This is a genomic window from Massilia sp. BHUDP2 (assembly GCF_046236355.1).
Lineage (GTDB): Bacteria > Pseudomonadota > Gammaproteobacteria > Burkholderiales > Burkholderiaceae_D > Telluria > Telluria varians.
The window spans coordinates 550,791-575,493 of the sequence record NZ_JBJUVW010000001.1 but is presented as its reverse complement, the minus strand read 5'-3'; the positions used below and the strand labels follow the sequence as shown (position 1 = coordinate 575,493).

Below are 24,703 nucleotides of genomic sequence, written 5' to 3'. Positions count from 1 at the left end.
TTGCCGGCGGCTCAGGCGCTTACGGGCGCTTGATCGAGAACTGCGGGTCGCGGCCCTGGCAAACGAAGTCCATCGACGAGTTGTTCGAGCCGGTGTATTGATAGGTCCACTGCCCGCTCGCCTTGGTCGTCGTCCAGTTGTTGGAGCCGCCGTTGGCCACGGCGATGCTGCCGCAATCCTCGTTCCCGCTCGGGTAGCGGTTGCAGGCCCGGACCGTGACGCGGCCGCCGCAACTGTTCGCGTACACCACCTTCATGGTCTTGTCGGCGCTGAAGGTCGGCGTGGCGGCCAGGCACTCCGGCACATGGCGCGGCACGAAGCAGCCGTCCTTGTCCGGCGAGCCGCCGCCCGGGGTCGGATTCGGCGTGGGCGTCGGAGTCGGCGTCGGGTTCGGCGTCGGCGTGGGATTCGGGGTCGGGCTCGGGGTCGGGTCCGGATGCGGCACGAACGGCGCCGCCGAGGTGCGGAAGCTCCAGCTGAAGTCGCTCGACAGCGGGGTGCCGCTGCTTGAGCGTACGCCGGTGGTCAGGGTCGCCTGGTACCAGGACGACGTCGCCAGGGAGCTCGGACGGAAACGCACCTGGTCGGCCAGCACCTGGAAGGTGCCCGGTACCTGGGCATTGCTGGCCAGGTCGATCAGCCTGAAGGTATTGGCGTTGATCGAGTTCGGGTCGACCTGGGTCCCCAGGTTGAAGACGACCGAGACGTAGGAGCTGGTCGGCACGTCGGTCAGTCCCGATGGCGGCGTGACGGTAAAGTCGCCGCGCACGCCGAAATAGATGGCCGTGCTGGCCACCGGCAGCGGCAGGCCGCCCGTGCTCTTGAGCTGGTTGGTCAGCGTGATGGTGTAGGTGTCCGGCGCGAAGCCGGTGGTCGCGGTCGTGGTGAAGGTGATAGTGCGGCCCGAGACGCGGACTTCGCCCGGGATCTTCTGGTTCATCGATTCGCGGGTCACGTAGAAGGCGGTGCTCGAGACGGTGCTCGGGTTGACGTCCTTGTCGAAGCTGACCGTCACGCTGCGCGCGACGCTGGCGCCAAAGGCCGGCGCGCTGCGCAGCGTGCCCTGGTGCAGCGGGCTGCTGTCGACCAGGTTCAGCCAGTTCGCCGACGAGGTGCCGGAGCTGCAAACGTTGCCCACCAGTTTCAGCGGCTGCGGACAGATCGAGGGCGCCGGGCCGGTGTAGGGCGGCGTCGGGGCCGGATTCGGGTTCGGCGCCGGGGTCGGGCTTGGATTCGGGTTGCTGGTCGAGCCCGAGGGCACGCAGTTACCGTAGCTCAGCACCTGTCCTGCCGGGCAGCTGGTGGCGACCACGCACACGCCGTTCTGCGCGGTGCCGACCGAGCAGCTGGCGGTGGTCGTGAACGACCACGAGAACGGCGCATCGAGCGTGGCGCCGGAGGCGGCCTGCAGGCCCGGCAGCAGGGTGACGGTATAGCGGGTGTTCGGGCGCAGTTGCAGGCTTTCCGCCTGCCCTTGCGGCCAGCCATAGCTCCAGACGTTGTCGCTGACCTGCTCCATGCGGCCCGAAATCGCCGGCGAGATCGTGATCTTGCCGCTATTGAGGTGGGAAGTCGACAGCAGCGGCATGTTGAAGCCGGCCATCAGGCGCGTGAGGGTGCCGACGTTGGTCGCGCCATTCGGCGGATCGACCGACACCACGGCCAGCTTCGGCACGCAGGCGTTATTGGCGAGCACTTCGCCGGCCCTGCAGGCCGCGGCCGGCAGCTTGTAGACGATGCCGCGCTGGATCAGCGGCAGCACCCGGTCCTTGTTCTCCTTCGATTCCGAGAACGCGGTCATCACCGCCGTGCGCGTGACCGCGCCGGTGTTCAGGTGGCCGAGGTAGAAGGCCACGCCGGCCGCGTCGGGCAGGCGCTGCAGCACGTTCTGGTACACGCGCTCGACGAAGGCCTTGTTGTCCAGGGCGCCGTACAGGCTCTGGAATTCCTGGCTGCCGACAAAGCCGGCGGCGACCGTGTCGAGCGACAGCGGCGCCTTCTCGGCCAGGTCGATCCAGTAGCCCAGGCCTTCGACGTCGGGCTGGCGGTTGAAGGCGGCCTGGTAGATGCGGTACACCTGGCCGGGCACGCCGTCCAGGTCGAGCGCCACGGTCGCGTCCAGGAACTGGAGGCGCTTGGTGCCCGCGATCGGGCTCTGGGTGCGGCCGGCGCTGTCCGTGATCAGGATCTGGTTGTTGGCCGACAGCGTGATGTTGTAGGCGCTGCGGTTGGCCGGGAAACTCATCGACGGCGGCGCGCTGGGCGCCGGTGCGGGCGCCGGGGCCGGCGCCGGCGGCACGACCGCGACCAGGCTGGCTTCGTCGAGGAAGAAGTGGCTGACGCCGGCGCCGTCGCTGGTGCCGGTAAAGCGCAGGCGGATGGTCTTGCCCTTGTAGGCGACCAGGTCGACTTCGGGGCTCTGGATCCAGGAGGTATTCAGCACCGCATTGCTGTGCGTGGCCACGGTCTGCAGGACGCGGCCGTTCGCCGGATCGACGACCTCGACCGTGACCTTGTCGGCGCCCGGCGCCGGATTGGTGTCGCTGGCGATCATGCCGTACCAGTAGCGCAGGGTCGCGGCGGTGGCGCCGGCCGGGATGGCGACGTCCTGGTAGACGACGTCGTTGGCATTGTTATAGCCGAGCAGGTAAGCGAAGCCGGTGCCTTGGTACGAGTACTCGGCATCCATGCTCAGCACCTCGGCCGTGGCCTGCCAGCCGAAGCTGCCCTCAAAGCCGGGGTTGGCCAGCAGCTGGGTGGTCGGGAAGCCCGTCGCCGCTCCGCCTCCGCGCATGCTGCCCACGCCGGGCGTATTGCCGACGGGGCTGTCCACGCCCCGGGTGTGGCCAAAGCGGCCGGCCAGCTCGGAGCGGTCGGCCTTGATGTCGGCGGGATCGCCGGCATTGCACCCCGCCAGCAGGAGGGAGAGCGCGAATGCCGCGCCACGGGAGAAGGAGGTCATCGAAAGTGGCCTTTAAAAAATTCGACAGTGCTTAATTGAACAGCAAAGGCGGATTTTAATTTGAGGCAACTTCCATTGCAGCAAGAAATAACAAGTCTGGCGACTTGCTAAACGCATTTACAACATAGTGTTAAATAAACGAAGCTTCGTCGAAAAAGATGTGACATTTTCGGTCACTCAGGCAGCCCCTTCCGCCGGCGCCGCCGACGGCAGCTTGCCGCGGGCACCGTAGTTGCGGCGCATGCGCAGGAAGGGTTCCTCGACGATGTGGTAGCTCAGGGTCGACAGCGCCCAGGTGGCGCCATAGGCCACTGCCAGCATGATGGCGGCGTCGACCCAGACATTGCCGGTCGGCGCGACCAGGCCGATGCGGGCGGCAAAGATGTGCAGCAGGCCCATGTGCAGCAGGTAGAACGAGAAGCTGATCTTGCCGCCCTGGCTCAGCGCGCGTTCAACCGGCGTCGGCAGGCGCGGCCCGAAGGAAACCCAGGCCAGGATCAGCGCGGCCCACCCGAGGCTTTCCAGCAGCGACCACCAGATCCAGAACGAGGATCTCGGCGTGGCGCCGAAGGGCGCGAGGCGGTGCATCAGGGCGGTGTCCCACAGCACCAGGGCGACGCTGGCGACCAGCAGCAGCGGGGCGAAGCGCGCCAGCGGGGCGCGCCAGCGGGCGTGCAGCATGGCCGCCGCCATGCCGATCAGGAACTGGTCGAAGCGGCCGACCCAGGTGCTGAAATACATCAGCGTGCTGTTGTCGTTAACCGTATAAGCCGCGACCTTGAAGAAGGCCATCAGCACCAGCCAGCCGCCCAGGTAGACCACGCCGCGTTCGATGCTGAAGCGCGCCAGGAAGGGGAAGACCATGTAGAACAGGAATTCCAGCGAGATGGTCCAGGCGGCGCCGGTGATCACCGTGCCGGAGGTCGGCGCCAGGCCGAGGTTGGAGGCGAACAGGTAGAGCAGGTCTTGGGGCGCGAACTTGTCGCGGCCGATCGAGGTGGCGACCAGGAAGATGACGAGGTAGAGCGGCAGGATGCGCAGCACGCGGTTGCGCAGAAAGTCGCGGTAGACGATCTCGCGCCCGGCCCCGTGCTGGTGCAGGGCGATCTGCATGAACAGGAAGCCCGACAGCGTGAAGAACAGGCCGACGCCGGTATGCCCTTCCGTGATCAGGGCTGTCCAGGGGCCGGCAAGGCGCATGCCGCCGTTGCCGGCATATTCGAGGTGGAAATGGAACAGGAAAACCAGGGTGGCGGCGAGCCAGCGCAGCTGGTCGATGCGCGGGTTGTACTGGATGTTCAGGGAATGCATGGAGAGACCGGCTGGCGCGCGGCTTGTTGTTCTAATTCTTCTATTCTAATGTGAAAACCCGAGCCATTCCCTCTGGAATTGCCGCTTCAAGCAGCAGCTGCCTTATAATAGCCGGCTGTCTTCACCAAGTCCCAGCGTCAGCAGCCATGTACGTCAATATCGCCGCCTACAAATTCGTCACCCTCGACAATCTCGAAGAACTGCGCCCGCAATACCAGGCGCTGTGCAACGAACTCGGCCTGAAAGGCACGGTCCTGCTGACGCCGGAAGGCATCAACATGTTCCTGTCGGGTACGCGCGAGCACATCGACCAGTACCTCGCCTGGGTGCGCAGCGACGCTAGATTAGCTGACCTCGAGTGGAAGGAAAGCCTGTCGCTTGAGCAGTCGCACAAGCGCATGCTGGTGAAGATCAAGAAGGAAATCATCACGATGCGCATGCCGCTCATCAAGCCGGAACTCGGCCGCGCGCCGTCGGTCGATCCGAAAACGCTCAAGCGCTGGCTCGACCAGGGCCACGACGACGAGGGCGTGCCGGTGGTGATGATGGAAACCCGCAATGCCTTCGAGGTCGATGTCGGCACCTTCCAGAACACGCTGGACTACCGCATCGACAAGTTCACGGAGTTTCCCGAAGTGGCCGCGCAGCACAAGGATGAGCTGGCCGGCAAGACGGTGGTGACCTTCTGCACCGGCGGCATCCGCTGCGAGAAGGCCGCGATCCACATGAAGAACATCGGCTACGACCGCGTCTACCAGCTCGACGGCGGCATCCTCAAGTATTTCGAGGAAGTCGGCGGCGAGCACTACCAGGGCGACTGCTTCGTGTTCGACTACCGCACCGCGCTCAACCCGAAGCTTGAGCCGACCGAAACCACGCAGTGCTTCGCCTGCCGCGCCGTGGTGACGCCGCGCCAGCAGCTGGCGCCCGAGTATGTGCCGGGCGTGTCCTGCCCGCACTGCGCCGGCAAGGACAAGGGCGCCGCGGCGCCGGCCGGTCAGGAGCGGGCCGCTTTGTAAGACTGGGTGGACGCGTGGTCGGCGGGGCCGACCACTCTACGCCCAATCCAAGTTCTGCTACGGTAATGCGCTACCTGCGCCATACCGCTTCCACTACCCTGCACGACACCACGGCTTCGCTCCAGGCGATCCGTTTCACTTAATAATATTTCAAAAAACGTCTATTTTTGAAATATTGTTTCAAACGATGGCCATGCCGTCGAAGTCGAAACCGCTTGGCGAACCGACGATCTTCGCGATGGCCGCGTCGATCTGGCCCGGGTCGGAATACATGGCACCGGTCTGCAGGTTCTTCACCTGGGCGATGTAGTCGACCGCGATCGCCGTCTTGGCGCCGGTGTAGGCGGCCTTTTCGGCATCGGTATCGATCCGGTTGGTGAACTGGGTCGACACGCCCACCTTGGCATTGAACGCGACGCGGTCGTCACCCTGGGCGCCCGCGGCCACGCCGGTCACCACATTGCCGATGTTCAGCGCACCCGTGTTCAGGGCGTTCGCCCAGAAATCGATGCCGGCGGCTTCGCCCGCACGGCCGAACAGGTTCTCGTACACTTCCGCCACCACGGCACGGTTATTCATGCCGCCATAGGTCGCCTGGTATTCGGCCGAGGTCGAGAACGCCTGGGCGATTTCCTGGTAGCCGTTCGGGTTGGTCGCCAGGTTCTTGGCCCAGAACTCCAGGCCGGCCGGGTCCGCCGGGCGGCTGAAATAGGCGACATACAGTTTCTGCACTTCGTTAATGTAATCAGTTGCCATCACGGCCTCCTCATCAAAATGGTGAGGAAAATATACCGTAATAAAAAGAACAAGGGCGCAATCCACTCATCCGTGCGCGCCTAATTTCTTCAAGAAAATCAATTACATAGAAGAATAGATTTCCTCTGCGAATCGATATTTAACAATCCCTGGCGCTGCCGGACAAGGCTACTGACGAGCTCGAAACAGCCATCCATGCGGCTTTCGGCGCAGTGGCGCAAGCCCGGCACGGGAAGCCGCAAGGCTCAGGAAAAATGCACTGTTGAAAGGTTTACGCACAGGCGGCAGCAACCAGTGCAACACTCGCCGCATCGACTTGTGGTATCAGGGAGACAAGCAGACCGGCAAGGCCGGTCCGCTTGCAGTCGGCAGCAGATCAGCGGAAGTGGGCTGCGATCTCGCGCACCGAATCGGCCTGCAGCACGCCTGCCGCTGCGCGCAAGCGCATCAGCGCGATCAGGTAGGCGTAGCGCGCTTGCGCCAGGTCGCGCTGGCTGGTGAACAGCTGCTGCTGGGCATTGAGCAGGTCGAGGTTGATACGGACGCCGCCCTTGATGCTCTGCTCGGTGGCGGTCATCAGGAGCTTGCCCGACTCGACCGCCTTGCTCAGCGCTTCGACCTTGCGCGCACTGCTGGTGACGAGGCTGTGGGCCTTGCGCAGCTCGACCGTGATTTCATTGGTGCGGGCATCCAGTTCGGCCTGGGCCCGGCCATAGGCTGCCGCGGCCTGGCGCGTGCTGGCGCTGATCGCCCCGCCCTGGTACAGGGGGATGTTCACCTGCACGCCGAGCTGGCGGTTGACCTGCTGCTGGTTCAGGTTGGTCAGCGATTCGCTGTCGCTCTTGTTGTAGGTGGCCACGAAGTCCACGCGCGGATAGTGTCCCGCGCGCACGCGGTCGATGTCCAGGCGGGCGGTTTCGACCGCCAGGCGGGCCGCCGCCAGCTGGTTGTTGCGCGCCAGCGCCAGCTTGCGCCAGTCTTCGAACGCGACCGGCTCCAGTGCGATCGGTCTGAACTGCTCGCCCAGGCGGTCCAGCTCGCCCGGATCCATGCCGATCACGCCTTCGAGCGTATTGCGGGTCGCGGTCACGTTGTCCTGCGCTTCGATCACCTGCGCTTCGGCCAGGTCCAGGCGGGCCTGGGTTTCCAGCATGTCGGTCTTGGTGCCCTCGCCCTTTTCCAGCAGGCGCTGGTTGAGCTTTTTCAGCTCCAGGCTGGCGTCGCGCTGCACCTTGGCCAGCGCCAGCTGGTCCTGTGCGAACAGCACGTCCAGGTAGGCGCTCACCACGCGCACCGACACCTCGTCGATGGCGGCCTCGTAGGCCTCCTCGCTCTGGGCCGACTGGGCCTTGCCCTGGCGGTAGCGCGCGATGCCTTCCATGCTGAACAGCGGCTGGCGCAGCTGGACCACGCCCGAGCGGCTGGTATAGCGCGGGGTGTCGTGCCGCGGGATACCGAGCTGCATGTAGTCCTGGTCGGCCACGTTCTTGCCGTAGGAATAGCTGCCCGAGACCTGGGGCAGCAGGAAGGAGCGGCCGATGATCCGGTTTTCCTTGCCCGATTCGTTCTCGTAGAAGCGCATGCGGAATACCGGGTCGTGCTTGATGGCCGCCTCGTAGGCCTGGGTCAGCGACACCGCGCCGGCGCCGCCGGCGCTGCCCGCCAGCAGCACGCCGAGCACGCCCGCACGCAGCATCAGGCCCGGCCGGTTCTTCTTCACTTTCTCCATGGTCAATCCTCGCTCAGGGACGAATGCGCACGGTCCATCAGCGGCTTGAGCAGGTAGTTCATCATCGTGCGCTCGCCGGTCTTGACGAACAGTTCCACCGGCATGCCGGGACGGATGTCCATCTTGTGGTGGGCAACCATCTTCGCGCCCGCCGGCGACACCTTGACGCGCACCACGTAGAAGGCCATGCCGGTGCGTTCGTCGACGGTACGGTCGGCGGCGACGGTCTCGACCTCGCCTTCGATGTGCGGCGTGCGGTTGGCATTGAACGCCGAGAACATCAGTTCGACCTTCAGGCCCGGATGGACCTTGTCCACCAGGTTGACCGGCAGCTGGCCCTCGACCACCAGCGGGTCGTCGGTCGGCACGATTTCCATCATCTTGAAACCGGGCTGCACCACGCCGCCGTTGGTGAACACCGCCAGACCCACCACGGTGCCGCCGACCGGCGCCTTGACTTCGACGTTCGACAGCTCGAAGCGCTGCGCCTGCAGGCGCGCGCCCTGGCCCTGCGCCTCGCGCTGCACTTCGGACAGCTGGGTGCGCACTTCCTTCTGGTAGTCCTGCAGGCGCTGGGCCTTGCGCAGGGTCAGTTCGGTCACCTGGCGGCGCGCACGGCCGATATTGCCGATGTCTTCCGAAATCGAGCCGCCCAGCTGGGCATAGGTGCGCTCCAGCTCGAGCAGGCGGTTGCGGGCGACATAGCCTTCCTTCGCCAGGTCGCGCATGCCGGCCAATTGTTCCTTCAGGAAGCTGACCTGCTCCTTCTTGCTCTCGCGCGATTCCTCGAGGCCCTGGATCTGCAGCTTGAGGCCGGCGATGTTCTCGTCCAGCGCAGCCAGTTCGCTCTGCAGCGAGGCCTTGCGCGAGGCCAGCAGCGCGTTCTGCAGGCTGATCAGGCCGGCCACCTGCGGCTCGTTGCGGCGCTTTTCCAGCTCGGCCGGGAAAGCGATCTGCTTGAGGCCGTCGCGCTCGGCCGACAGGCGCGCTTCGTTGGCCAGCGCCGACAGGTACTGGCTTTCGGTCGTTTCGACGCCGGCCTTGGCCATGACCGCGTTCATGCGCACCAGCACCTGGCCGGCCTTGACGGTGTCGCCGTTGCGCACGAGGATTTCCTGCACCGTGCCGCCGCTCTGGTGCTGCACCGACTGGCGATTCGATTCCTTGGCCACGTGTCCGCTCAGCGGCACGCCCTTGTCCAGCGGCGCCAGCAGCGCCCACAGGAGGAAACCGCCCACGCCCAGCAGGACGATGATCCATCCGAGCCGGCTGTAGGCCTTGGCATCGGTGTTCACCGCCAGCGGGGTGGCGTCATGGGAAATGACTTCCGTCGTTTCGTTCTTTAACAACTTCATTGTTTCGCTTCTCCGATAGTTGCCGCCTGGTCTTGCGCGCTTGCGCCGGCCTGCTGGGTCTTGGCAGCCACTGCGGCCTGTGCGGCCTGCAATGCCTTGGCATTGGCTTCCTGCAGGGCCGCCAGCACTTGGCCGGTGGGGCCGAACATGTGGACCGCGCCCTCGCGCATCAGGAGCAGCTTGGTGGTGGCGCCAATGATGCTGGTGCGGTGGGTGATCAGGATGATCGTCTTGCCGCGCTGGCGCAGGTCGGTGACCGCGGCCACCAGCGCCTGTTCGCCGGCATCGTCGAGGTTCGAGTTCGGCTCGTCCAGCACGATCAGCGAGGGGTCGCCGTACATGGCGCGCGCCAGACCGATGCGCTGCTTCTGGCCGCCGGACAGGCCGGCGCCGCCGTCGCCCAGCTGGGTGTCGTAGCCTTCCGGGAAATGCAGGATCATGTCGTGCACGCCGGCGCGCTTGGCGGCCTGCACCACTTTTTCGGCATCCACTTCGCCGAAGCGGGCGATATTCTCGCTGACGGTGCCGCCGAACAGCTCGATGTCCTGCGGCAGGTAGCCGAGGTGCGGCCCCAGTTCCGCCTTGTTCCAGCTGTAGATGTCGGCGCCGTCCAGGCGCACCTTGCCCATCATGGCCGGCCACACGCCCACCAGCAGGCGCGCCAGGGTCGACTTGCCCGAGCCGCTCGGCCCGAGGATGCCCAGGACGTCGCCCGGAACGATGCCGAAGGACACGTTCTTGACGATCGGGTTGCGCGTGCCCGGCGGCGCGGCGGTCACGCCTTCCAGGGTCAGGATGCCTTTCGGCGCCGGCAGGGCCATGCCGGCCGGACGCGCCGGGTTGGCGTCGAGCAGCTTGGTCAGGCGATCATAGGCGCTGCGGGTGCTCGACCAGGTCTTCCAGACCCCGATCACCTGCTGCACCGGGGCCAGGGTACGGCCGACCAGGATCGAGGCGGCGATCATCATGCCCGGGGTGATCTTCTGCTCGAGCACCAGCAGGGCGCCCAGGCCGAGCACCAGCGATTGCAGCGAGGTCTGCACGAACTTGGTCACGGCGCCGATGCTGCCGGCCTTCTGGCTGGCGTCGGCCTGCAGGTTGAGGAACTTGCCGTGCATCTTGAACCAGCGGCTGATCAGGTTCGGCAGCATGCCCATCGACTCGATCACCTCGGCATTGCGCAGGTTGTTGGTCGCCAGCGTGCTGGCCGAGATCGCCATCGTGTTCGCTTCCGTCAGGGGCTGCTTGGTTACGCGCTCGTTGACGTAGGCCAGCACCACCAGCACGATCGTGCCGCCCAGGGCGAACAGGCCGAGCCAGGGATCGAACAGGAAGATGACGATCAGGTAGATCGGGAACCAGGGCGCGTCGAAGAAGGCGAACAGCGCATTGCCGGTCAGGAACTGGCGCAGGTTGGTCAGGTCGTTCAGGGCCTGGCCCGCGTTGCCGCCGGCCTGCTTGAGGTTCTGTTCGAAGGACGCGGTATAGATGCGCTTGTTGAGCACCATGTCGAAGCGCGCGCCGACGCGCACCAGCACGAAGGAGCGGATCACCTCCAGCGCGCCCATGAACAGGTAGGCGCCCAGCATCAGGAGGGTCAGCATCAGGAGCGTGATCTCGTTGCGGCTGGCCAGGACCCGGTCGTACACCTGCAGCATGTACAGCGACGGCACCAGCATCAACAGGTTGATGATGGCGCTGAAGGCGCCGATCGTCCAGAAGGTGCGCTTGAATGCCAGCAGGGCGCGGCCGATTTCAGTTTTTTCGTCTAAGAATTTCGTCATGAGTAAGGTGTGCAAGCTAGTGCACTAGAGATACTTCCTACGGGAAATGAATCGCCCTACATTATGAACGATAAAGACGAAAATTTGTGATGCACATCACATTTTTACGTTATTAGAGAGGCAAGATTGTGGCGTCGGCGCGTCGATGCTAATACCGCAAAGAAAAACCCCGCCTTCTTGCGAAGGCGGGGTTTTGTGTCAGCAATCAGCCTGGAAACCCAGGCGGCTTACTTAGACGGTCGGAGCCGGAGCAACCGAGGTGATGATGCCGTTGTTCAGCTGGATGGTGCTTGCTTCCACGCCGACCAGGGTGATGGTCACGACTTCCGGGGTAGCTGCGCTCGAACCGAAGACGGTCTTTTCCAGCTTGATGACGGTGTCCGAACCAACCTGGTTCACGAAGGCTTCCAGGACCGCGTTGTTGCCAGTCGACAGGGCGCCCTTGACCATGGTGTACTGCGAACCGATGTACAGCGAGTCGGTGCCTTGCAGGTTGAACAGGCTGATGGTCGAGTCCACTTTGCCGGCCATGAAGATGTCCGAGTTCGACGAACCGATTTCGGCGGCTGCATCCACGTTCTGGATGGTGTAGTTACGCGAGGTGAACACGCCAGCCGAGGTATCGATCGCAGCTTGCAGAGCGTTGCTCTGGGTAACCAGGCCTTCGGCGGTCTTCAGTTCTGCCAGGGCTTTGGTGAAGGCGGTGATGTTGTCGTTGGCGGTCTTGACCTGTGCGTTAGCGGCGGTCAGGGCTGCAGCCAGCGGGTTCTCGGCAGCGGTCTGGTCGTAGAACGCGTCCACCAGGCCCTTGAAGGTTTCGTACACGGTCGAATCGGCGGTGTCCTTGGCCTTGAAGATTGCCAGTTGCTCGGCGATCTGGGCTTCGGTCGGCATGGAGCCGGTAGCGACGGTCACGTCCTTGAACTGGGCCTTGATGGCAGCCAGTTCAGCCTGCTCGGCATCGCTGGTGTCCAGGTAGTCGACGGTGTTCTGGGTGGTGGTGACCAGGACGTTGGCCTTTTCCACGTTCACGTCCGACGCTTCCTTGGCGAACGATGCGTTCAGCAGAGCGGTCACGCCCGGGTTCTTGGCTTCGGTCACGCCCGATGCCAGGGTCAGTGCGCCGGTGGTGGCGCTGGTGGTGATCACGCCAGCCACGGTGCCGTTGGCTTCGACGGTCAGCGCGGTGCCGTTGGCAGCGTTGTAAGCAGCCAGCTTGGCAGCCAGGTCGATGTTGGCGGCCTTCTGGGTGTTCAGAGCGGCGGTCTGGGCGGTCACAGCAGCGGCAGCGTTGGCGATAGCCGACTGCAGGCCAGCAACCTTGCCGATGTCGCCGGTTGCCTTGGTGACGGCAGCTTGCGCGTCGACCAGGGCCTTGGCGTTGGCAGCTTGCTGGTCAGCGATCAGCGCAGCGCGCACCGAAGCCGAGCCGTTTTGGTAGATGGTTTCCACTGCGTCGCCAGCGGCCGGGGTGCCCAGCAGCTTCTGCACGGTAGCAGCCTTGGCATCGACCGATGCTTTCAGGGAGGCGTCGTCAGCGCTGGTGTCGGCTTTGCCGTCGCCATCGGCGGTGACCAGGAAGTCAGCCTTGGCCTTCTGTGCAGCAGCCAGGTTTGCCAGGGCGCCAGCGACGGTGAACGGGGTACCGGCGACGACGACTTTCGACACGGTGGTAGCCAGGTTCACCGGAGCGACGGCTGCTTCCAGCGATGCGTCGTTGGTGATGCTGGTGACGTAGGCCTTGGCCAGGGCGTTGGCGGCGGCGCCGCTGTAGCCATCTTGCTCAGCCTTGGTGTCCAGTTGTGCGGTGAAGGTGGTTGCGCCCGAAACTTTGTTTTCGTAGGCACGTGCGTCCGAACCCTGAGCACCCTTGACGACGTCAGCGACGACCTTGTCGATGGTGGTGGCTTTGCTGTCCAGGGCAGCAGCCCAGAATGCCTTGCCGGCTTCTTCTGCAGGACGGCCGAACAGGTTCATGTAGATCTTGTTGACGATGTCGGCGTTCGACAGGCCAGCGTATTCGGTCTTGTATTCGGCTTCAGCGGCGAAAGCAGCCGACACCAGGGCGGTCGAGCCCTTCTGGCCTGCAACGACGTTGGTCCAGTAATCCAGGCCAGCGTAGTCAGCCGGACGGTTGAAGTATGCGACGTACAGTTGCTGAACAGCTGCGACGTGTGCGGTGACGATTGCCATGTATTGCTCCAAAAAGAAAGATCGATCAATCAAGTGTTGGATCAAGCTTGCAGAGTGCGGATTTGCACGCCTGTAAGATCAACGGAGCGCATGATGACAGATGCGGAACAGAGCGATATGTGACGACCATCACAAAAGGACAAAGTTTTGCCGGAAATCGACAAAATTTATACAAATGCGATCACGATTACGCACTATGGGTAATTGACCGGGTTTGCATAGGGGAATTAAATATATGCATATGGACTGCGCAATATCATTGCACTTCAGAAATCGCGACAATAAAAAATAAAAACCCCGGACGCCCCGGGGTTTTTTAAATTCGACAAATCAGGCCGTCAACGCCAGGTCGCGCCGCCGCTGACGGTCCGCTTCTCGTCCAGCCGGCCGTCGAAGATGGTGGTCGCCGTACCGCCGCGCTCGTTCGTGAGCAGGCCCTGGACATTCATGATGCGGTGACGTCCCTCGGCGGCGTTGCCGTACAGGCGGCCGTCGTTCGTCACGGTTCCATCGGCGCTGACGCGCACGACGTCGGTCGAGGTATTCACATCCATGCCGGTCTGGAAAGTCCGCTTGCCGAAATCGACCATGAGGCTGCCGTTGGATAAAGTGGCATGCTCCGCCACGTTATTTCCATACCCATATTCGGTGGTGACCACGGCTTCGCTGTCGCGCAAGCCAAAACCGACCGTGCCGTTATTCGGCGCAACATAATCCTTTCCCGAGGAACGCAGCAGCGCAAAATACCCTGCCATCCCCAGCAATTCCTTGTTCTGGCGCTCTTCCGACAGATTCAGCTTGCCGTAGCTGCCCCCGATGGGTTGCCAGCGGCCCCACACGGCGACGCGCTCCGGCAGGGTGGACGGCGTCTCGATCACCGGAGCGGGCATGTTCACCACCGGCTCCGGCTCTTCCTTTGCCGGAGCCGGCTTGTCCGGCGCCGGAACGGAGGGCGGCGCGGGGGGCGAGCTGACCAGCTTTTCGATGACGGAGTTCAGGCCCGCATTCTTCATCGCTTCCACGCTGGCGGACTGGGCCGGGGAGGATCCCGCCCCACCCTTGGCAAGCGGCTCGTCGCGGCGCGGCGGCGAGACCTGGTCCGGGGACAGCGGGCTGCTCTGCAGGACCTGTGCGGCCTGGCCGCGCTGCACCTGCACCAGCTGGCCGCGCTGGGCGGCGCTCAGCTCACGGCTGGCCTCGCCTTCGCAAGGACCGGCGCCATCGGGCCGGCAGGCGCCGCTAAAGCCGCTGACCACCACGCCGCCGGAGATCACGGCCACGCGCGAGGTGTCGTCGTCGGTGAACACGGTGAAGTCCGTGCCGCGCACGCCGATCGCCGCAACCGGCGTATTGAAACGGAAGTTCTGGCGCGCCAGCTTCACCGCCTCGCCCGATTTGCTGCGCGCGACGCCGCTGAGCAGCTCGAGCTTGATGCGGGTATTGGCCGGGTTCTTCTGGTCGATGTGGTAGGTGACGATCCGCGCCTTCGTGTTGGGGCGCAGGATGAACAGGCCGTTGTCGACCGTCTTCACGTAGATGAAGCCGTCGCCGCCGGTGCTCAGCATCTGGCCTTCCTGGACGGCGCCGCCTTCGCGTGCACTGCTGTCGCCGACCTGCGCACTGCCGGCAACGAAGATGATCTTGCCCGCATCGGCTGCCTGTGCAGTGTGCGCTGCGCACATCAACAGTGCACTCAATATAATTTTTTGCAAGATAGTCCCCTTTTCCTCGGATGTTACCGTTTGTCTACGGCACGCTTCCGTGACGAGCATCACATTCTATCGGAAAGGATGGGCTCGTTAATGAACATTACATTTCGTCGTATTTCAATAAAAACAATGCGCAGAAGCAACTATGCGCGTTATACTGCCTTATTCTTTAACTGAAAGTACACCTGTACACTGCTGCGCGTGGCTGAACCGAGATTCCAAGCCCGACCCCGTGGAAGCTGGGTCATTGCTGCGCTGGCCTTCCTGGTGACCCTGTGGTCGCAATATGGGCAGCTCCTGCAGCTGTCGCTTCCGCACAACGGTCCTGCATCGTTCCCCCTTCCCTGGACAGACCCTCTGTTCCTGGCAAACGAGCGGCTGCGCGACGTCTTCCTGCGCCTGCAGGTGAGCAGCGCTCCCGAGCCGCGCATCCTGGTGGTCGACATCGACGAAGCCTCGCTCACCGAGGCCGGGTCCTGGCCCTGGCCGCGCGAACGCCTGGCCGACCTGGTCGAGATCCTGCTGACCCGCTACGAGGCGCGCGGCGTGGCGCTCGACATCGTCCTGCCGGAGGCGGGCGACAGCGCCGGCGACCGCCGTCTGGCGCTGCTGGCCCGGCATGGTCCGGTGGTGCCGGCCCAGGCATTTACTTTTCCGGCCGCCGGTCCGCGCGAGTACCCGCTGCGCAGCGGCCGGCTCGGCGGCGCCACCGATGCCTACCGCGGCGGCGTGCCGGCCAACGGTTACCTCGGCAACTACCCGGAGCTCGCCGAGGCGTCCCACGTCGGCGCGATCGGCTTCATCCCCGACCCGGATGGCGCGCTGCGCCGCGTGCCGCTGGTGACGCGCTTCGAAGGCCGCCACTACCCTGCGCTGGCGCTGGCCCTGGTCAACTGCTGCGCCGGCAAAGGGCCGCTCATGCTCGAGGACACCGGCATGCTGCGCGTGCCCTACACGCGCGACTGGTCGGCCTACACCGTGGTCAGCGCCGCCGACATCCTGGCGCAGCGCATCGTGCCGTCCAGCGCCGGCGGGCGCCTGGTGGTGGTCGGCTCGTCCTCGCTCGGCATGGCCGACCGGGTCGCCACGCCGCTGGCCGCCAGCCGCCCCGGCCTGGGCGTCCAGGCCACCATCCTGTCGGCCCTGCTCGACCGCCAGCAAGGCGCCGCGCCGGCTCCCTGGCCGGGACGCCTGATCGCCTGCCTGTTCGCGCTTGCCTCGGTAGCCGGCTGCATGCTGCTGTTCCCGCGCCTGTCGGCCGTTGCCAGCGTCGGGCTGCTCGCGGCCAGCTCGCTCCTGTGGCTGGGACTGGCCCATGCGGCCAGCAGGCACGATCCCGGCTTCGCGCCGGTGGGGCCGCTCGCCACCAACCTGTTCATGCTGGCGGTCGCCGTGCCCTACCAGTGGCAGGTGGCGCAGCGCCGTTCGCGCCAGCTGCTGCAGACCCTGCGCCAGTACGTGGCCCCGGCCGTGGTCGAGGAACTGCTGCGCAGCGAGGAGGACGATCCGCTGCGGCCGCGCCAGCGCGACGTGACCACCCTGGTGGCCGACATGGAAGGCTATACCGGCCAGGTCGAGGCGCTGCCGGTGGCCGAGGCGGCGCGCCTGACGCGCGACTTCCTCGACTGCCTGACCGGCCCCGTGATCGCGCACCAGGGCACGCTCGACAAGTACACCGGCGACGGCATGATGGCCTTCTGGGGCGCGCCGCTGCCGCTGGAGCAGCACGCCGACCTGGCGCTCGACGCCGCGCGCGAGATCACGCGCCGCGTCGCGGCGCTGAGCGCGGCGCGCGAGCGCGCCGGCCACAAGCCGCTGCGGGTACGGATCGGCATCGAAAGCGGACCGGCGATGGCCGGCGACTTTGGCACGACGTTCCGCAGCATTTATACTGCGGTCGGCGACGGGGTCAACACGGCGGCCCGGCTCGAACAGGTAGCCCGCGATTTCCCTCACAACACCATCATCGGTCCCGGCACCGTCGAACGCGCGCGCCGGCACCGCTTCCTCGCCCTGGGCGAACGCCTGCTGCGCGGTAAAGAAAAACCAACGCCTTTGTATACCCTCGACACCAGCATGAACCACCCCGGCACGGCCGTCGCGCGCAAGCCGGCAGCCGTGCTTCCCGCCAGCGGAGGCGGCGCATGAGCACTCCAGGCCTGTTCCTGCCCTCCTTCCTGGCCCTGGCCTTGGCCTGCCTGCCCGCGCAGGCGCGGGCCCAGGACATCGGTCCGGACGCCGCGCCGGCCCCGAGACTCGATGCCTCGCACGAGGCGCTCTACCAGGACGCCCTGCAGGCGCTGGCCGAAGGGCGCAAGACCGATGCCTCGACTACCTTGCGGCGCCTGATCGGACAGGTGCCCGAGCACGCCGGCGCCCTGATCGACCTGGCCCTGATCCAGTGCGGCCTCGGCAACGCCGGCGAGGCCGAGCGCCTGTTCGCCACCATCGAGACCCGCTTTTCGCCGACGCGCGAGATCCTCGAGCTGCTCAACGAGGCGCGCGACAGCGGCTGCAGGCCGGCCGCGCCGGCCAGCGCCGCCAGCGTGACCATCGGGCGCGGCATCGACGACAACGTCAACCAGGGCGCCAGCAACTCGACCTTCATCGTCACCGGCCCGGACGGCGACATCGAACTGCCGCTGCTGGAGGATTTCCGGCCGCAGCGCGACGGCTATACCACGCTGGGCACCGACTACGTGCGCGGCATCGGTTCCAATGGCAGCCTGGGCTTCGTGCAGGTGCAGCAGCGCCGCTACGACCGGCTGCGCGCCTACGACACCGGCGGGCTGTACACCGGCATCGAATCGCCCTGGCGCTTCGGCGCCTGGACCCTGCGCACCACCGGCTCGGTCGGGGCCACCACCATGGGCGGCCGGCTGTACCAGAAACAGCTGCAGCTGCAGGCACGGGTCGCGCCGCCGCTGCCCCTGCCGCCGCGCACCCAGCTGTACCTGACCGGCAGCGCCACCCGCACCGACTACCAGAACCTGCGCAACTTCGATTCGGACGTCCTGGAGGCGCGCGTCCTGCTGACCCACCAGGCCGGCACCCTGGGCGCCTATGCCACCCTGGGCGCGCTGAGCGACCGCGCACGCGGCGAGCGCCCGGGCGGCAATCGCCACGGCAGCTACCTCACGCTGTCGCTGCGCAAGCCGCTGGGCTGGGACCTGAATGGAGAATTGTCCTGGACGCGCCAGCAATGGGACAGCGCCACCCCCTATTCGCCCGAACTGCTGATCGACCAGGTGCGCGCCCAGCGCACCCAGATCCTGCGCGCGGTGCTGTCCTGGCAGCTGCGCAAGGACCACAGCCTGATCCTGGAAGCACGGGGCGTGCGCAACCGCGAGAACATTTCGATCTTCCAGTACGACAACCGCCAGCTCCAGTTCAGCTGGCAGTGGCAGCTGCCGTGAAACGCGGCTCCGCCTCCTGATTTTTCGCCATGGCATATCAACGACAACAGCGCAGCCTCGAAGCGGCCATCAGCTCCCACGACAACGGTTTCAACCTGGTGCGCCTGGTGTGTGCGCTGCTGGTGGTGGTGTACCACACCTGGATGATGAACCGGGTCGCGCCGCACCCCGATCCCCTGACCCGGCTGCTGGCGCCGAACGGCGACCTGGGCGCGCTCGCGGTCGGCGTATTCTTCGTCATCAGCGGCATGTTCATCGCGCGCAGCTGGATGGGCGACCCGCACCTGGGCCGCTTCGCCCTGCGCCGGGTGGCGCGCATCGTGCCCGGCCTGTTCGCCTGCCTCCTGGTGTCGACCTGCGTCGCGGTGGTGTTCTTTTCCGCACCCGGGTGGCGCGGCCTGCTCGAGCCTGCGCCATGGCGCTTCATCTTCGGCAACACGGTGCTGCATGGGCTGGTCTACAACATCCCGGCCGAGGAACTGCGCATCGCCGGCGTGCTGGGCGGCCAGGACCTGAACGGCCCGCTGTGGACCCTGTACTGGGAAGGCCGCATGTATGTGATGGTGGCCCTGGTCGGCTTGGCCGCGGCGACTCCCCTGCGCAGCTGGATGCGCGGCGCCGCCCTGTTCCTGCTGCTCGCCGCCAACCTGTTCCCGGAAGTGGCGAGCGGCTACGTCTGGGAAGTGCGGATGTGGTCGCTGTTCCTGGTCGGCATGCTGCTGCAGACCCTTGCCCCGGACCTGCGCATCGGCTGGCGCCACGTGGCCTGCGCGCTGGCCCTGCTGCTGCTCAACTGGACCAGGTCCGCGGCCCTGACCCCGAGTCCGCTCACCTGGTTCGGCATCGCGCTGGTGGCGGTGACGCTGGCCATGTGTGTCGGCTCGCAGTCCCTGCCATGGACGGCGCACGTGCAGCGCCACGACTACTCGTATGGCATCTATATCTGGCACTGGCCGGTGATCATCGTGCTGCGCGACCTGCTGCCGCCGGTGGGTCACCGGGAGCTGACGCTGGCGACGCTGGCCGTGGTGCTGCCGCTGGCCATGCTCAGCTGGCATCTGGTCGAGGCGCCGGCACTGCGCGCGGCGCGCGGCTGGCTCACGCGCCGCAGGCCGCAGGCGGTGGCGGTTCCAGCCGTGTAGAAATTCGCGCCAAGAGCGTTGCTGGCGTGCGCCGGCCCGCCCCCTTGCCGTTCCGAAACCCACCCTAAGCAGGCTCGACCGTATAGAATCACGCTTGTCGGGAATTCTGGAAAGGCCCTTGGATCGTGGTGGAAGATATGGTGTTGCTGGGCGTGGTCGCGAGCGCCGTGTGCGCGGGATGCCTGGTGCCGAACCGCTGGTTGCCACCTTTACCGAACGATAAATTCCTCCACTTCGCCAGCTTCGCGGTGCTGGCCATGCTGGCGCTGCGCATCGCCGAGACCCATGTCGAGGCGCTGTTCTGGCTGCTGGGCCTGCTTGTCGCGGGCTGGCTGATCGAATGCCTGCAGAGCCTGGTGCCGGACCGCCGCTTCTGCTGGCGCGACATCGGCGCCAACACGGCCGGCACCGTCTTCGCGGCCGCCGCGGCCCAACTCTACGTGACCTTCTTCCGAGCTTGACCAGAACGCAACATGAACGCGACCGCCAAACCCCTGCCCGCCCGCCGACCTGCCGAGAACGATACCCCCGCACCGGAAGAGCGCCAGATCCAGATTCACCTGCGCAAGATTCCACTGCTGGCCGGCCTGTCCGACGAAGAGCTCATCCGGGTCAAGCAGGACCTGCGCTTCCGCCATTACAAAAAGCGTGAGATCGTGCTGCAGAAAGGCGGCCATGGCGACGGCCTGCTGTTCCTGCTGTCGGGCCAGCTGCAGGTCATCGACGTGACCGAAGACGGCCGTTCGATCGGCTTGCGCATGCTGGCGCCGGGCGACTTTTTCGGCGAGATTGCCCTGATCAATAATTCGACCCGGTCGGCCTCGGTGGTGGCGATGTCGGACGTGCTGGTGGCCTTCCTCCCCGCCGCCACCGCCATGCACCTGTTCTCGCACTCGCCGTCGGTGGCGAACCAGATGCTCAAGCACCTGGCCCAGAAGATCCAGCGCGATTCGGAATTCCGTTCGCTGCTGAGTATTAACAATACCGCCAAGCGCATCTACACCTACCTGGTGCTGATGCAGAAGAACAAGCAGGACGAACCGGGCGTCCCCGCCGTGGTCGAGAACCTGCCGACCCACCAGGACATCGCCAACATGATCAACACCAGCCGCGAGACCGTGACGCGCGCGCTGACGGCGCTGGCGCAGCAGGGGATCGTGCAGAAGGATGCGCACCGCTTGATCATCGTGAAGCCGGAGGCCTTGCAGAAGCTGGTGCAGGGATCGTGAGCCGTCCTTGACCCGTAGGGTGGGCGGCTCCACCGACGCAGCGTGATCAGCCGGCCCCACAGCGCCGCCCACGCGTTCAACAGGCGGATGAGCAGCCGCACGGGCGGCATTGGCATGGTTTGAACGCGTGGGCGGCGCGAGCAAGCCGATTGTTCATATCGCCCGGTGGAGCCGCCCACCCTACGAGCGTCGCGTGCTACATTCATGTCATTACATGTTTGTTCAGGAGACGACAATGAGCACGATGACCGGCAAGGGCATGGAAATCAAACCCGGCCTTGGCAAGAGCCTGCTGACCGTGGCCCTGGTGACGGCGGCCATCCTGATGATCCCGCTCGTCGCGATGCAGTTCACCACCGAGGTGAACTGGACCGGTTTCGACTTCGTCGCCGCCGGCATCCTGCTGGCCTTCACCGGCCTGGTCCTCACCTTTGCACTGCGTAAGATCCGCAGCACGAAAAGCCGCCTGATTGCCGCCGGCCTGATCGGCCTGGGCTTCCTGTATTGCTGGGCAGAGATGGCTGTCGGGATTTTTACCAACCTGGGTAGCTGAACACGCGACAAACCATGACAAATTGAGTTGATTATAGACAAGGTGTTACATCTGTAACAATAGATTGGCGATTGGATGAAGTATAATTTTCGGCTCATCCGGCTCAGCCTTTCCTTATGCAACTCACATTGACGTACCCGATTGGGGCGCTGCTAGAGCGGGCCGCCCCATGATTTCTCCACTGATGCTGCGCGGCCTGTGGGCCTACCGCGGTTTCGTGCTGGGCAGCGTCAAACGCGAATTCCAGTCGAAATACGTGAACGCGATGCTGGGCGCCGTCTGGTCGGTGCTCAGCCCGCTCGCCATGATCCTCGTGTACACCGTGATCTTTTCCGAGGTCATGCGTGCCAAGCTGCCGGGCAACGCCTCCGGTGCCGCCTATTCCATCTACCTGTGTGCCGGCGTCCTGACCTGGGGCATGTTCGCCGAGATCGTCGCGCGCGGGCAGAACATGTTCCTCGAGCAGGCCAACCTGCTCAAGAAGATCAGCTTCCCGCGCATCTGCCTGCCGATCATCGTCGTGCTCAACGCCCTGGTGAATTTCGGCGTCATCTTCGGCCTGTTCCTGGTGTACCTGCTCGCCTCGGGCAATTTCCCGGGGCCCGTGTTCTTCGCCATCATTCCGGTGCTGCTGCTGCAGATCCTGCTGGCCATCGGCCTGGGCATGGTGAGCGGCATCCTGAACGTGTTCTTCCGCGACGTCGGCCAGTTCGTCACCATCGCGATGCAGTTCTGGTTCTGGCTCACGCCGATCGTCTACCCGGCCTCGATCCTGCCGGAAGCGGCGCAGCCGATCCTGGTCTACAACCCGATGGCGGCCGTGGTGGGGGCGCACCAGGCGATCCTGGTCGAAGGCCGCCTGCCCGACTGGAATGGCCTGATTCCGGCAGCCTTGCTGGCCCTGCTGCTGTGCATCCTGGGCCTGCGCCTGTTCCGCAAGCGCTCCGGCGAAATGATGGATGAACTCTGATGGGCAGCATCGTCGTTCAAAACCTGGGCAAGGCCTACAAGCAGTACCCCACGCGCTGGTCGCGCCTGGGCGAATGGCTGCTGCCGCTGCGCGGCCCGCGCCACAAGCTCAAGTGGGTGCTCACTGACATCAACTTCCAGGTCTCGCCAGGCGAGGCCGTGGGCCTGATCGGCATCAACGGCGCCGGCAAGAGCACGCTATTAAAGCTCATCACCGGCACCACCCAGCCGACCACCGGCAGCGTCTGGATGGAAGGCCGCGTGGCCGCCCTGCTGGAGCTGGGCATGGGCTTCCACCCCGATTTCACCGGACGCCAGAACGTCTACATGGCCGGCCAGCTGCTGGGCATGACGGTGGACGAGATCAGCGCGCTGATGCCGCAGATCGAGGCCTTCGCCGACATCGGCGACTACATGGACCAGCCGGTGCGCGTCTACTCGAGCGGCATGCAGATGCGTGTGGCCTTCTCGGTCGCGACGGCGCGGCGCCCTGACATCCTGATCGTCGACGAAGCGCTGTCGGTGGGCGACGCCTACTTCCAGCACAAGTCTTTTGATCGCATCCGCCAGTTCCGCAAGGAGGGCACCACTCTGCTCCTGGTGTCGCACGACAAGCAAGCGATCCAGTCGGTGTGCGACCGTGCCATCCTGCTGGACGGCGGCCGTCTGGCGAAACAGGGCAAGCCGGAAGAGATCATGGATTATTACAATGCCATGATCGCGGAACGCGAGAACGAAACCGTGCGCCTGAACGAGACCGGCGACGGCAAGGTCCAGACCATCTCGGGCACCGGCGAAGCCACGGTCAGCGACATCGCCCTGCGCGACGAGCTGGGCGAGCGCGTCGAGGTGGTCGACGTCGGCGCGGCCGTGACGCTGGAAGTGAAGGTGAAGGTCAAGGCCCCGATCCCGCGCATGGTGCTCGGCTACATGATCAAGGACCGCCTCGGCCAGCCGATGTACGGCACCAACACCCACCTGAAACAGCTGCCGCTCGAGGACGTCGCGGCCGGCGAAGAAGTGACCTACCGCTTCGCCTTCCCGATGAACCTCGGCCCCGGCACCTATTCGGTGGCGACCGCGATCGTCAGCACCGAGACCCACCTGGTCAACAACTACGAATGGCGCGACCTGGCGCTGGTGTTCACCGTGATGAACATGCGCCGCCCCCACTTCGAGGGCTCGGCCTGGCTCGACCCGGCCGTCGACATTCAACGTTCCCCATTGAGCACATGAGTTTCATTTCCTACTCCCAGAACGCCGAGGACGTGCTGCTGTGGCGCGCGCTCGGACACGTCGAGAACGGCTTCTACATCGACGTCGGCGCCAACGATCCCGAAGAGCATTCGGTCACCAAGGCCTTCTACGATGCCGGCTGGCGCGGCATCAGCATCGAGCCGCTGCCCTCCTTCCACCAGGCCTTCCTCGAGCAGCGCCCGCGCGACGTCAACCTGGCGATCGCCGCCGGCAGCGCGAACGGCGAACTGACCCTGTACGACACGCCCCAGGTGCGCGGCTGGGCCTCGCCCGACCAGGCGGTGGCCGAGCTGCACCGTTCGGAAGGCCACCAGGTCGTCGAGCTGAGCGTGCCGGTACGGACCCTGGCCTCGGTCTGCGAGGAATACGTGCAGGGCCGGCAGATCCACTTCCTGAAGATCGACGTCGAAGGCTTCGAGGGCGAAGTGCTCAAGGGGATGGATTTCGCGCGCTGGCGTCCCTGGGTGCTGGTGATCGAGGCCACGCTGCCGAACAGCCGCGAGACCAACCACGCCTCCTGGGAGCACATGGTGACCGGCCAGCGCTACCGCTTCGTGTGGTTCGATGGCCTGAACCGCTACTACGTGGCGGAAGAACACAGCGAACTGGAACAGCACTTCGGCATCCAGCCGAACGTGTTCGACGACTACATCTCGCACCACCTCGACAAGTCCTGGGCCGCCGCCAAGCGGCTCTCGACGGCCCTCAAGGCATCCGAGCAGGAAGCGCGCGACATCTCGGAACGCGCGGCACGTTCGATGGAACAGGCCCACCAGGCCGCGATGCTGGCGCAGCAGGCGCACCAGCAGGCGCTGGCGGAGCTGCACCACGCATCCGCGCGCGCCGAACAGGCCGAGCAGCAAAAGCGCGACGCCGACGCCCAGATCCTGGCGCTGCAGGATGCGCTGGCCGCATCGCAGCTGAGCGGCCACCACCTGACCGTGTGGGCGCAGGACATGGAAGCGCGCCTGACCGCCACCTATGCCAGCACCTCGTGGAAGATCACCGCGCCGCTGCGCGCGCTTGGGCGCGTGGCGCGTGCGCTGCGCCGTCCCGGCCTGGCGCGCCGCGTCGTCACCCGGGTGACGAAGAATGAGCGCATGCGCCGTCTCCTGATCCCGGTGCTGCTGCGCTACCCCGCGCTGGGCCAGAAGGTCAGCAGCTCGCTCGCCGCCATCAAGCAGGCCGCACCGGAGCCGGCGGCCCCTGGCGCGGCGGCGGTCCCCGAAGAACTCAAGGGCTTGCCGGTCTCGGTGCGCGCGGTGCTGGGTGACCTGCAGCGCGCCCGCGGCCAGGCTGGAAACCGGGCAGGACAATAA

The 24,703-nt window shown here is 65.4% G+C and carries 18 protein-coding genes; 10 read left to right on the top strand and 8 right to left on the bottom strand.

From position 1 onward, the window contains the following. Positions 1 to 19: 19 nt before the first annotated feature. Positions 20 to 2,962, bottom strand: a complete 2,943-nt coding sequence (locus ACK6C6_RS02530; protein ID WP_409265727.1) for an Ig-like domain-containing protein — start codon at positions 2,960 to 2,962, stop codon at positions 20 to 22. A 177-nt stretch (positions 2,963 to 3,139) separates the two neighbouring features. Further along, a complete protein-coding gene (locus tag ACK6C6_RS02525) occupies positions 3,140 to 4,273 on the bottom strand; it encodes an acyltransferase family protein (protein WP_409265726.1) in 1,134 nt (377 codons plus the stop codon). A 146-nt stretch (positions 4,274 to 4,419) separates the two neighbouring features. On the opposite strand from ACK6C6_RS02525, the gene ACK6C6_RS02520 reads away from it, so the two are divergent. After that, the gene (locus tag ACK6C6_RS02520; protein WP_409265724.1) at positions 4,420 to 5,292 is read left to right on the top strand and encodes a sulfurtransferase; all 873 of its coding nucleotides are present in this window, start codon (positions 4,420 to 4,422) and stop codon (positions 5,290 to 5,292) included. 180 nt (positions 5,293 to 5,472) lie between these two features. Here the strand turns inward: ACK6C6_RS02520 and ACK6C6_RS02515 are convergent, their stop codons facing one another. The 6 genes from ACK6C6_RS02515 to ACK6C6_RS02490 all read right to left on the bottom strand — a co-directional run bounded on the left by ACK6C6_RS02515 (position 5,473) and on the right by ACK6C6_RS02490 (position 14,806). Further along, complete coding sequence (locus ACK6C6_RS02515; RefSeq protein WP_409265723.1) at positions 5,473 to 6,048, bottom strand: DUF4214 domain-containing protein; 576 nt, start codon at positions 6,046 to 6,048, stop codon at positions 5,473 to 5,475. Positions 6,049 to 6,424: 376 nt separating this feature from the next. Beyond that, entirely contained in the window at positions 6,425 to 7,777 is a 1,353-nt protein-coding gene (locus ACK6C6_RS02510) for a TolC family outer membrane protein (protein ID WP_409265721.1), read from the bottom strand. 2 nt (positions 7,778 to 7,779) lie between these two features. Beyond that, complete coding sequence (locus ACK6C6_RS02505) at positions 7,780 to 9,132, bottom strand: HlyD family type I secretion periplasmic adaptor subunit (protein ID WP_409265720.1); 1,353 nt, start codon at positions 9,130 to 9,132, stop codon at positions 7,780 to 7,782. Further along, positions 9,129 to 10,916 (bottom strand): type I secretion system permease/ATPase, encoded by a 1,788-nt coding sequence (locus ACK6C6_RS02500; protein WP_209587539.1) that lies wholly within the window; start codon positions 10,914 to 10,916, stop codon positions 9,129 to 9,131. The genes ACK6C6_RS02505 and ACK6C6_RS02500 overlap by 4 nt, the downstream gene beginning before the upstream one ends. 231 nt (positions 10,917 to 11,147) lie before the next feature. Further along, a complete protein-coding gene (locus ACK6C6_RS02495; RefSeq protein ID WP_409265719.1) occupies positions 11,148 to 13,109 on the bottom strand; it encodes a DUF4214 domain-containing protein in 1,962 nt (653 codons plus the stop codon). A 338-nt stretch (positions 13,110 to 13,447) separates the two neighbouring features. Beyond that, a complete protein-coding gene (locus ACK6C6_RS02490; RefSeq protein WP_409265718.1) occupies positions 13,448 to 14,806 on the bottom strand; it encodes a FecR domain-containing protein in 1,359 nt (452 codons plus the stop codon). A gap of 279 nt (positions 14,807 to 15,085) precedes the next feature. On the opposite strand from ACK6C6_RS02490, the gene ACK6C6_RS02485 reads away from it, so the two are divergent. From ACK6C6_RS02485 to ACK6C6_RS02445, 9 genes are all read left to right on the top strand, one after another. Further along, complete coding sequence (locus tag ACK6C6_RS02485) at positions 15,086 to 16,966, top strand: CHASE2 domain-containing protein (protein WP_409265717.1); 1,881 nt, start codon at positions 15,086 to 15,088, stop codon at positions 16,964 to 16,966. Then, the gene (locus tag ACK6C6_RS02480; protein ID WP_409265716.1) at positions 16,963 to 18,234 is read left to right on the top strand and encodes a tetratricopeptide repeat protein; all 1,272 of its coding nucleotides are present in this window, start codon (positions 16,963 to 16,965) and stop codon (positions 18,232 to 18,234) included. The genes ACK6C6_RS02485 and ACK6C6_RS02480 overlap by 4 nt, the downstream gene beginning before the upstream one ends. A 29-nt stretch (positions 18,235 to 18,263) precedes the next feature. Then, complete coding sequence (locus ACK6C6_RS02475; protein ID WP_409265715.1) at positions 18,264 to 19,376, top strand: acyltransferase family protein; 1,113 nt, start codon at positions 18,264 to 18,266, stop codon at positions 19,374 to 19,376. A 125-nt stretch (positions 19,377 to 19,501) separates the two neighbouring features. After that, positions 19,502 to 19,837 carry a VanZ family protein gene (locus tag ACK6C6_RS02470; protein ID WP_409265714.1) on the top strand — a complete coding sequence of 112 codons (336 nt, stop codon included), beginning with the start codon at positions 19,502 to 19,504 and terminating at the stop codon, positions 19,835 to 19,837. A gap of 12 nt (positions 19,838 to 19,849) precedes the next feature. Continuing rightward, positions 19,850 to 20,605, top strand: coding sequence for a Crp/Fnr family transcriptional regulator (locus ACK6C6_RS02465; RefSeq protein ID WP_209587534.1), 756 nt, complete (start codon positions 19,850 to 19,852; stop codon positions 20,603 to 20,605). A 235-nt stretch (positions 20,606 to 20,840) separates the two neighbouring features. Then, positions 20,841 to 21,158, top strand: a complete 318-nt coding sequence (locus ACK6C6_RS02460) for a hypothetical protein (RefSeq protein ID WP_409265712.1) — start codon at positions 20,841 to 20,843, stop codon at positions 21,156 to 21,158. Between the two features lie 169 nt (positions 21,159 to 21,327). Next, on the top strand, positions 21,328 to 22,128 hold the full coding sequence (locus ACK6C6_RS02455; RefSeq protein WP_409265711.1) for an ABC transporter permease: 801 nt from the start codon (positions 21,328 to 21,330) through the stop codon (positions 22,126 to 22,128). Then, entirely contained in the window at positions 22,128 to 23,363 is a 1,236-nt protein-coding gene (locus tag ACK6C6_RS02450; protein ID WP_409265710.1) for an ABC transporter ATP-binding protein, read from the top strand. Before ACK6C6_RS02455 ends, ACK6C6_RS02450 begins: the two co-directional genes overlap by 1 nt. Beyond that, entirely contained in the window at positions 23,360 to 24,703 is a 1,344-nt protein-coding gene (locus tag ACK6C6_RS02445) for an FkbM family methyltransferase (RefSeq protein ID WP_409265709.1), read from the top strand. The genes ACK6C6_RS02450 and ACK6C6_RS02445 overlap by 4 nt, the downstream gene beginning before the upstream one ends.

Excerpts from the sequence above, each read along its gene's own strand:
- ACK6C6_RS02530 (WP_409265727.1), bottom strand. The coding sequence starts at position 2,962 with ATGACCTCCTTCTCCCGTGGCGCGGCATTCGCGCTCTCCCTCCTGCTG.
- ACK6C6_RS02525 (WP_409265726.1), bottom strand. The coding sequence starts at position 4,273 with ATGCATTCCCTGAACATCCAGTACAACCCGCGCATCGACCAGCTGCGC.
- ACK6C6_RS02520 (WP_409265724.1), top strand. The coding sequence starts at position 4,420 with ATGTACGTCAATATCGCCGCCTACAAATTCGTCACCCTCGACAATCTC.
- ACK6C6_RS02515 (WP_409265723.1), bottom strand. The coding sequence starts at position 6,048 with ATGGCAACTGATTACATTAACGAAGTGCAGAAACTGTATGTCGCCTAT.
- ACK6C6_RS02510 (WP_409265721.1), bottom strand. The coding sequence starts at position 7,777 with ATGGAGAAAGTGAAGAAGAACCGGCCGGGCCTGATGCTGCGTGCGGGC.
- ACK6C6_RS02505 (WP_409265720.1), bottom strand. The coding sequence starts at position 9,132 with ATGAAGTTGTTAAAGAACGAAACGACGGAAGTCATTTCCCATGACGCC.
- ACK6C6_RS02500 (WP_209587539.1), bottom strand. The coding sequence starts at position 10,916 with ATGACGAAATTCTTAGACGAAAAAACTGAAATCGGCCGCGCCCTGCTG.
- ACK6C6_RS02495 (WP_409265719.1), bottom strand. The coding sequence starts at position 13,109 with ATGGCAATCGTCACCGCACACGTCGCAGCTGTTCAGCAACTGTACGTC.
- ACK6C6_RS02480 (WP_409265716.1), top strand. The coding sequence starts at position 16,963 with ATGAGCACTCCAGGCCTGTTCCTGCCCTCCTTCCTGGCCCTGGCCTTG.
- ACK6C6_RS02475 (WP_409265715.1), top strand. The coding sequence starts at position 18,264 with ATGGCATATCAACGACAACAGCGCAGCCTCGAAGCGGCCATCAGCTCC.
- ACK6C6_RS02465 (WP_209587534.1), top strand. The coding sequence starts at position 19,850 with ATGAACGCGACCGCCAAACCCCTGCCCGCCCGCCGACCTGCCGAGAAC.
- ACK6C6_RS02460 (WP_409265712.1), top strand. The coding sequence starts at position 20,841 with ATGAGCACGATGACCGGCAAGGGCATGGAAATCAAACCCGGCCTTGGC.
- ACK6C6_RS02455 (WP_409265711.1), top strand. The coding sequence starts at position 21,328 with ATGATTTCTCCACTGATGCTGCGCGGCCTGTGGGCCTACCGCGGTTTC.
- ACK6C6_RS02450 (WP_409265710.1), top strand. The coding sequence starts at position 22,128 with ATGGGCAGCATCGTCGTTCAAAACCTGGGCAAGGCCTACAAGCAGTAC.
- ACK6C6_RS02445 (WP_409265709.1), top strand. The coding sequence starts at position 23,360 with ATGAGTTTCATTTCCTACTCCCAGAACGCCGAGGACGTGCTGCTGTGG.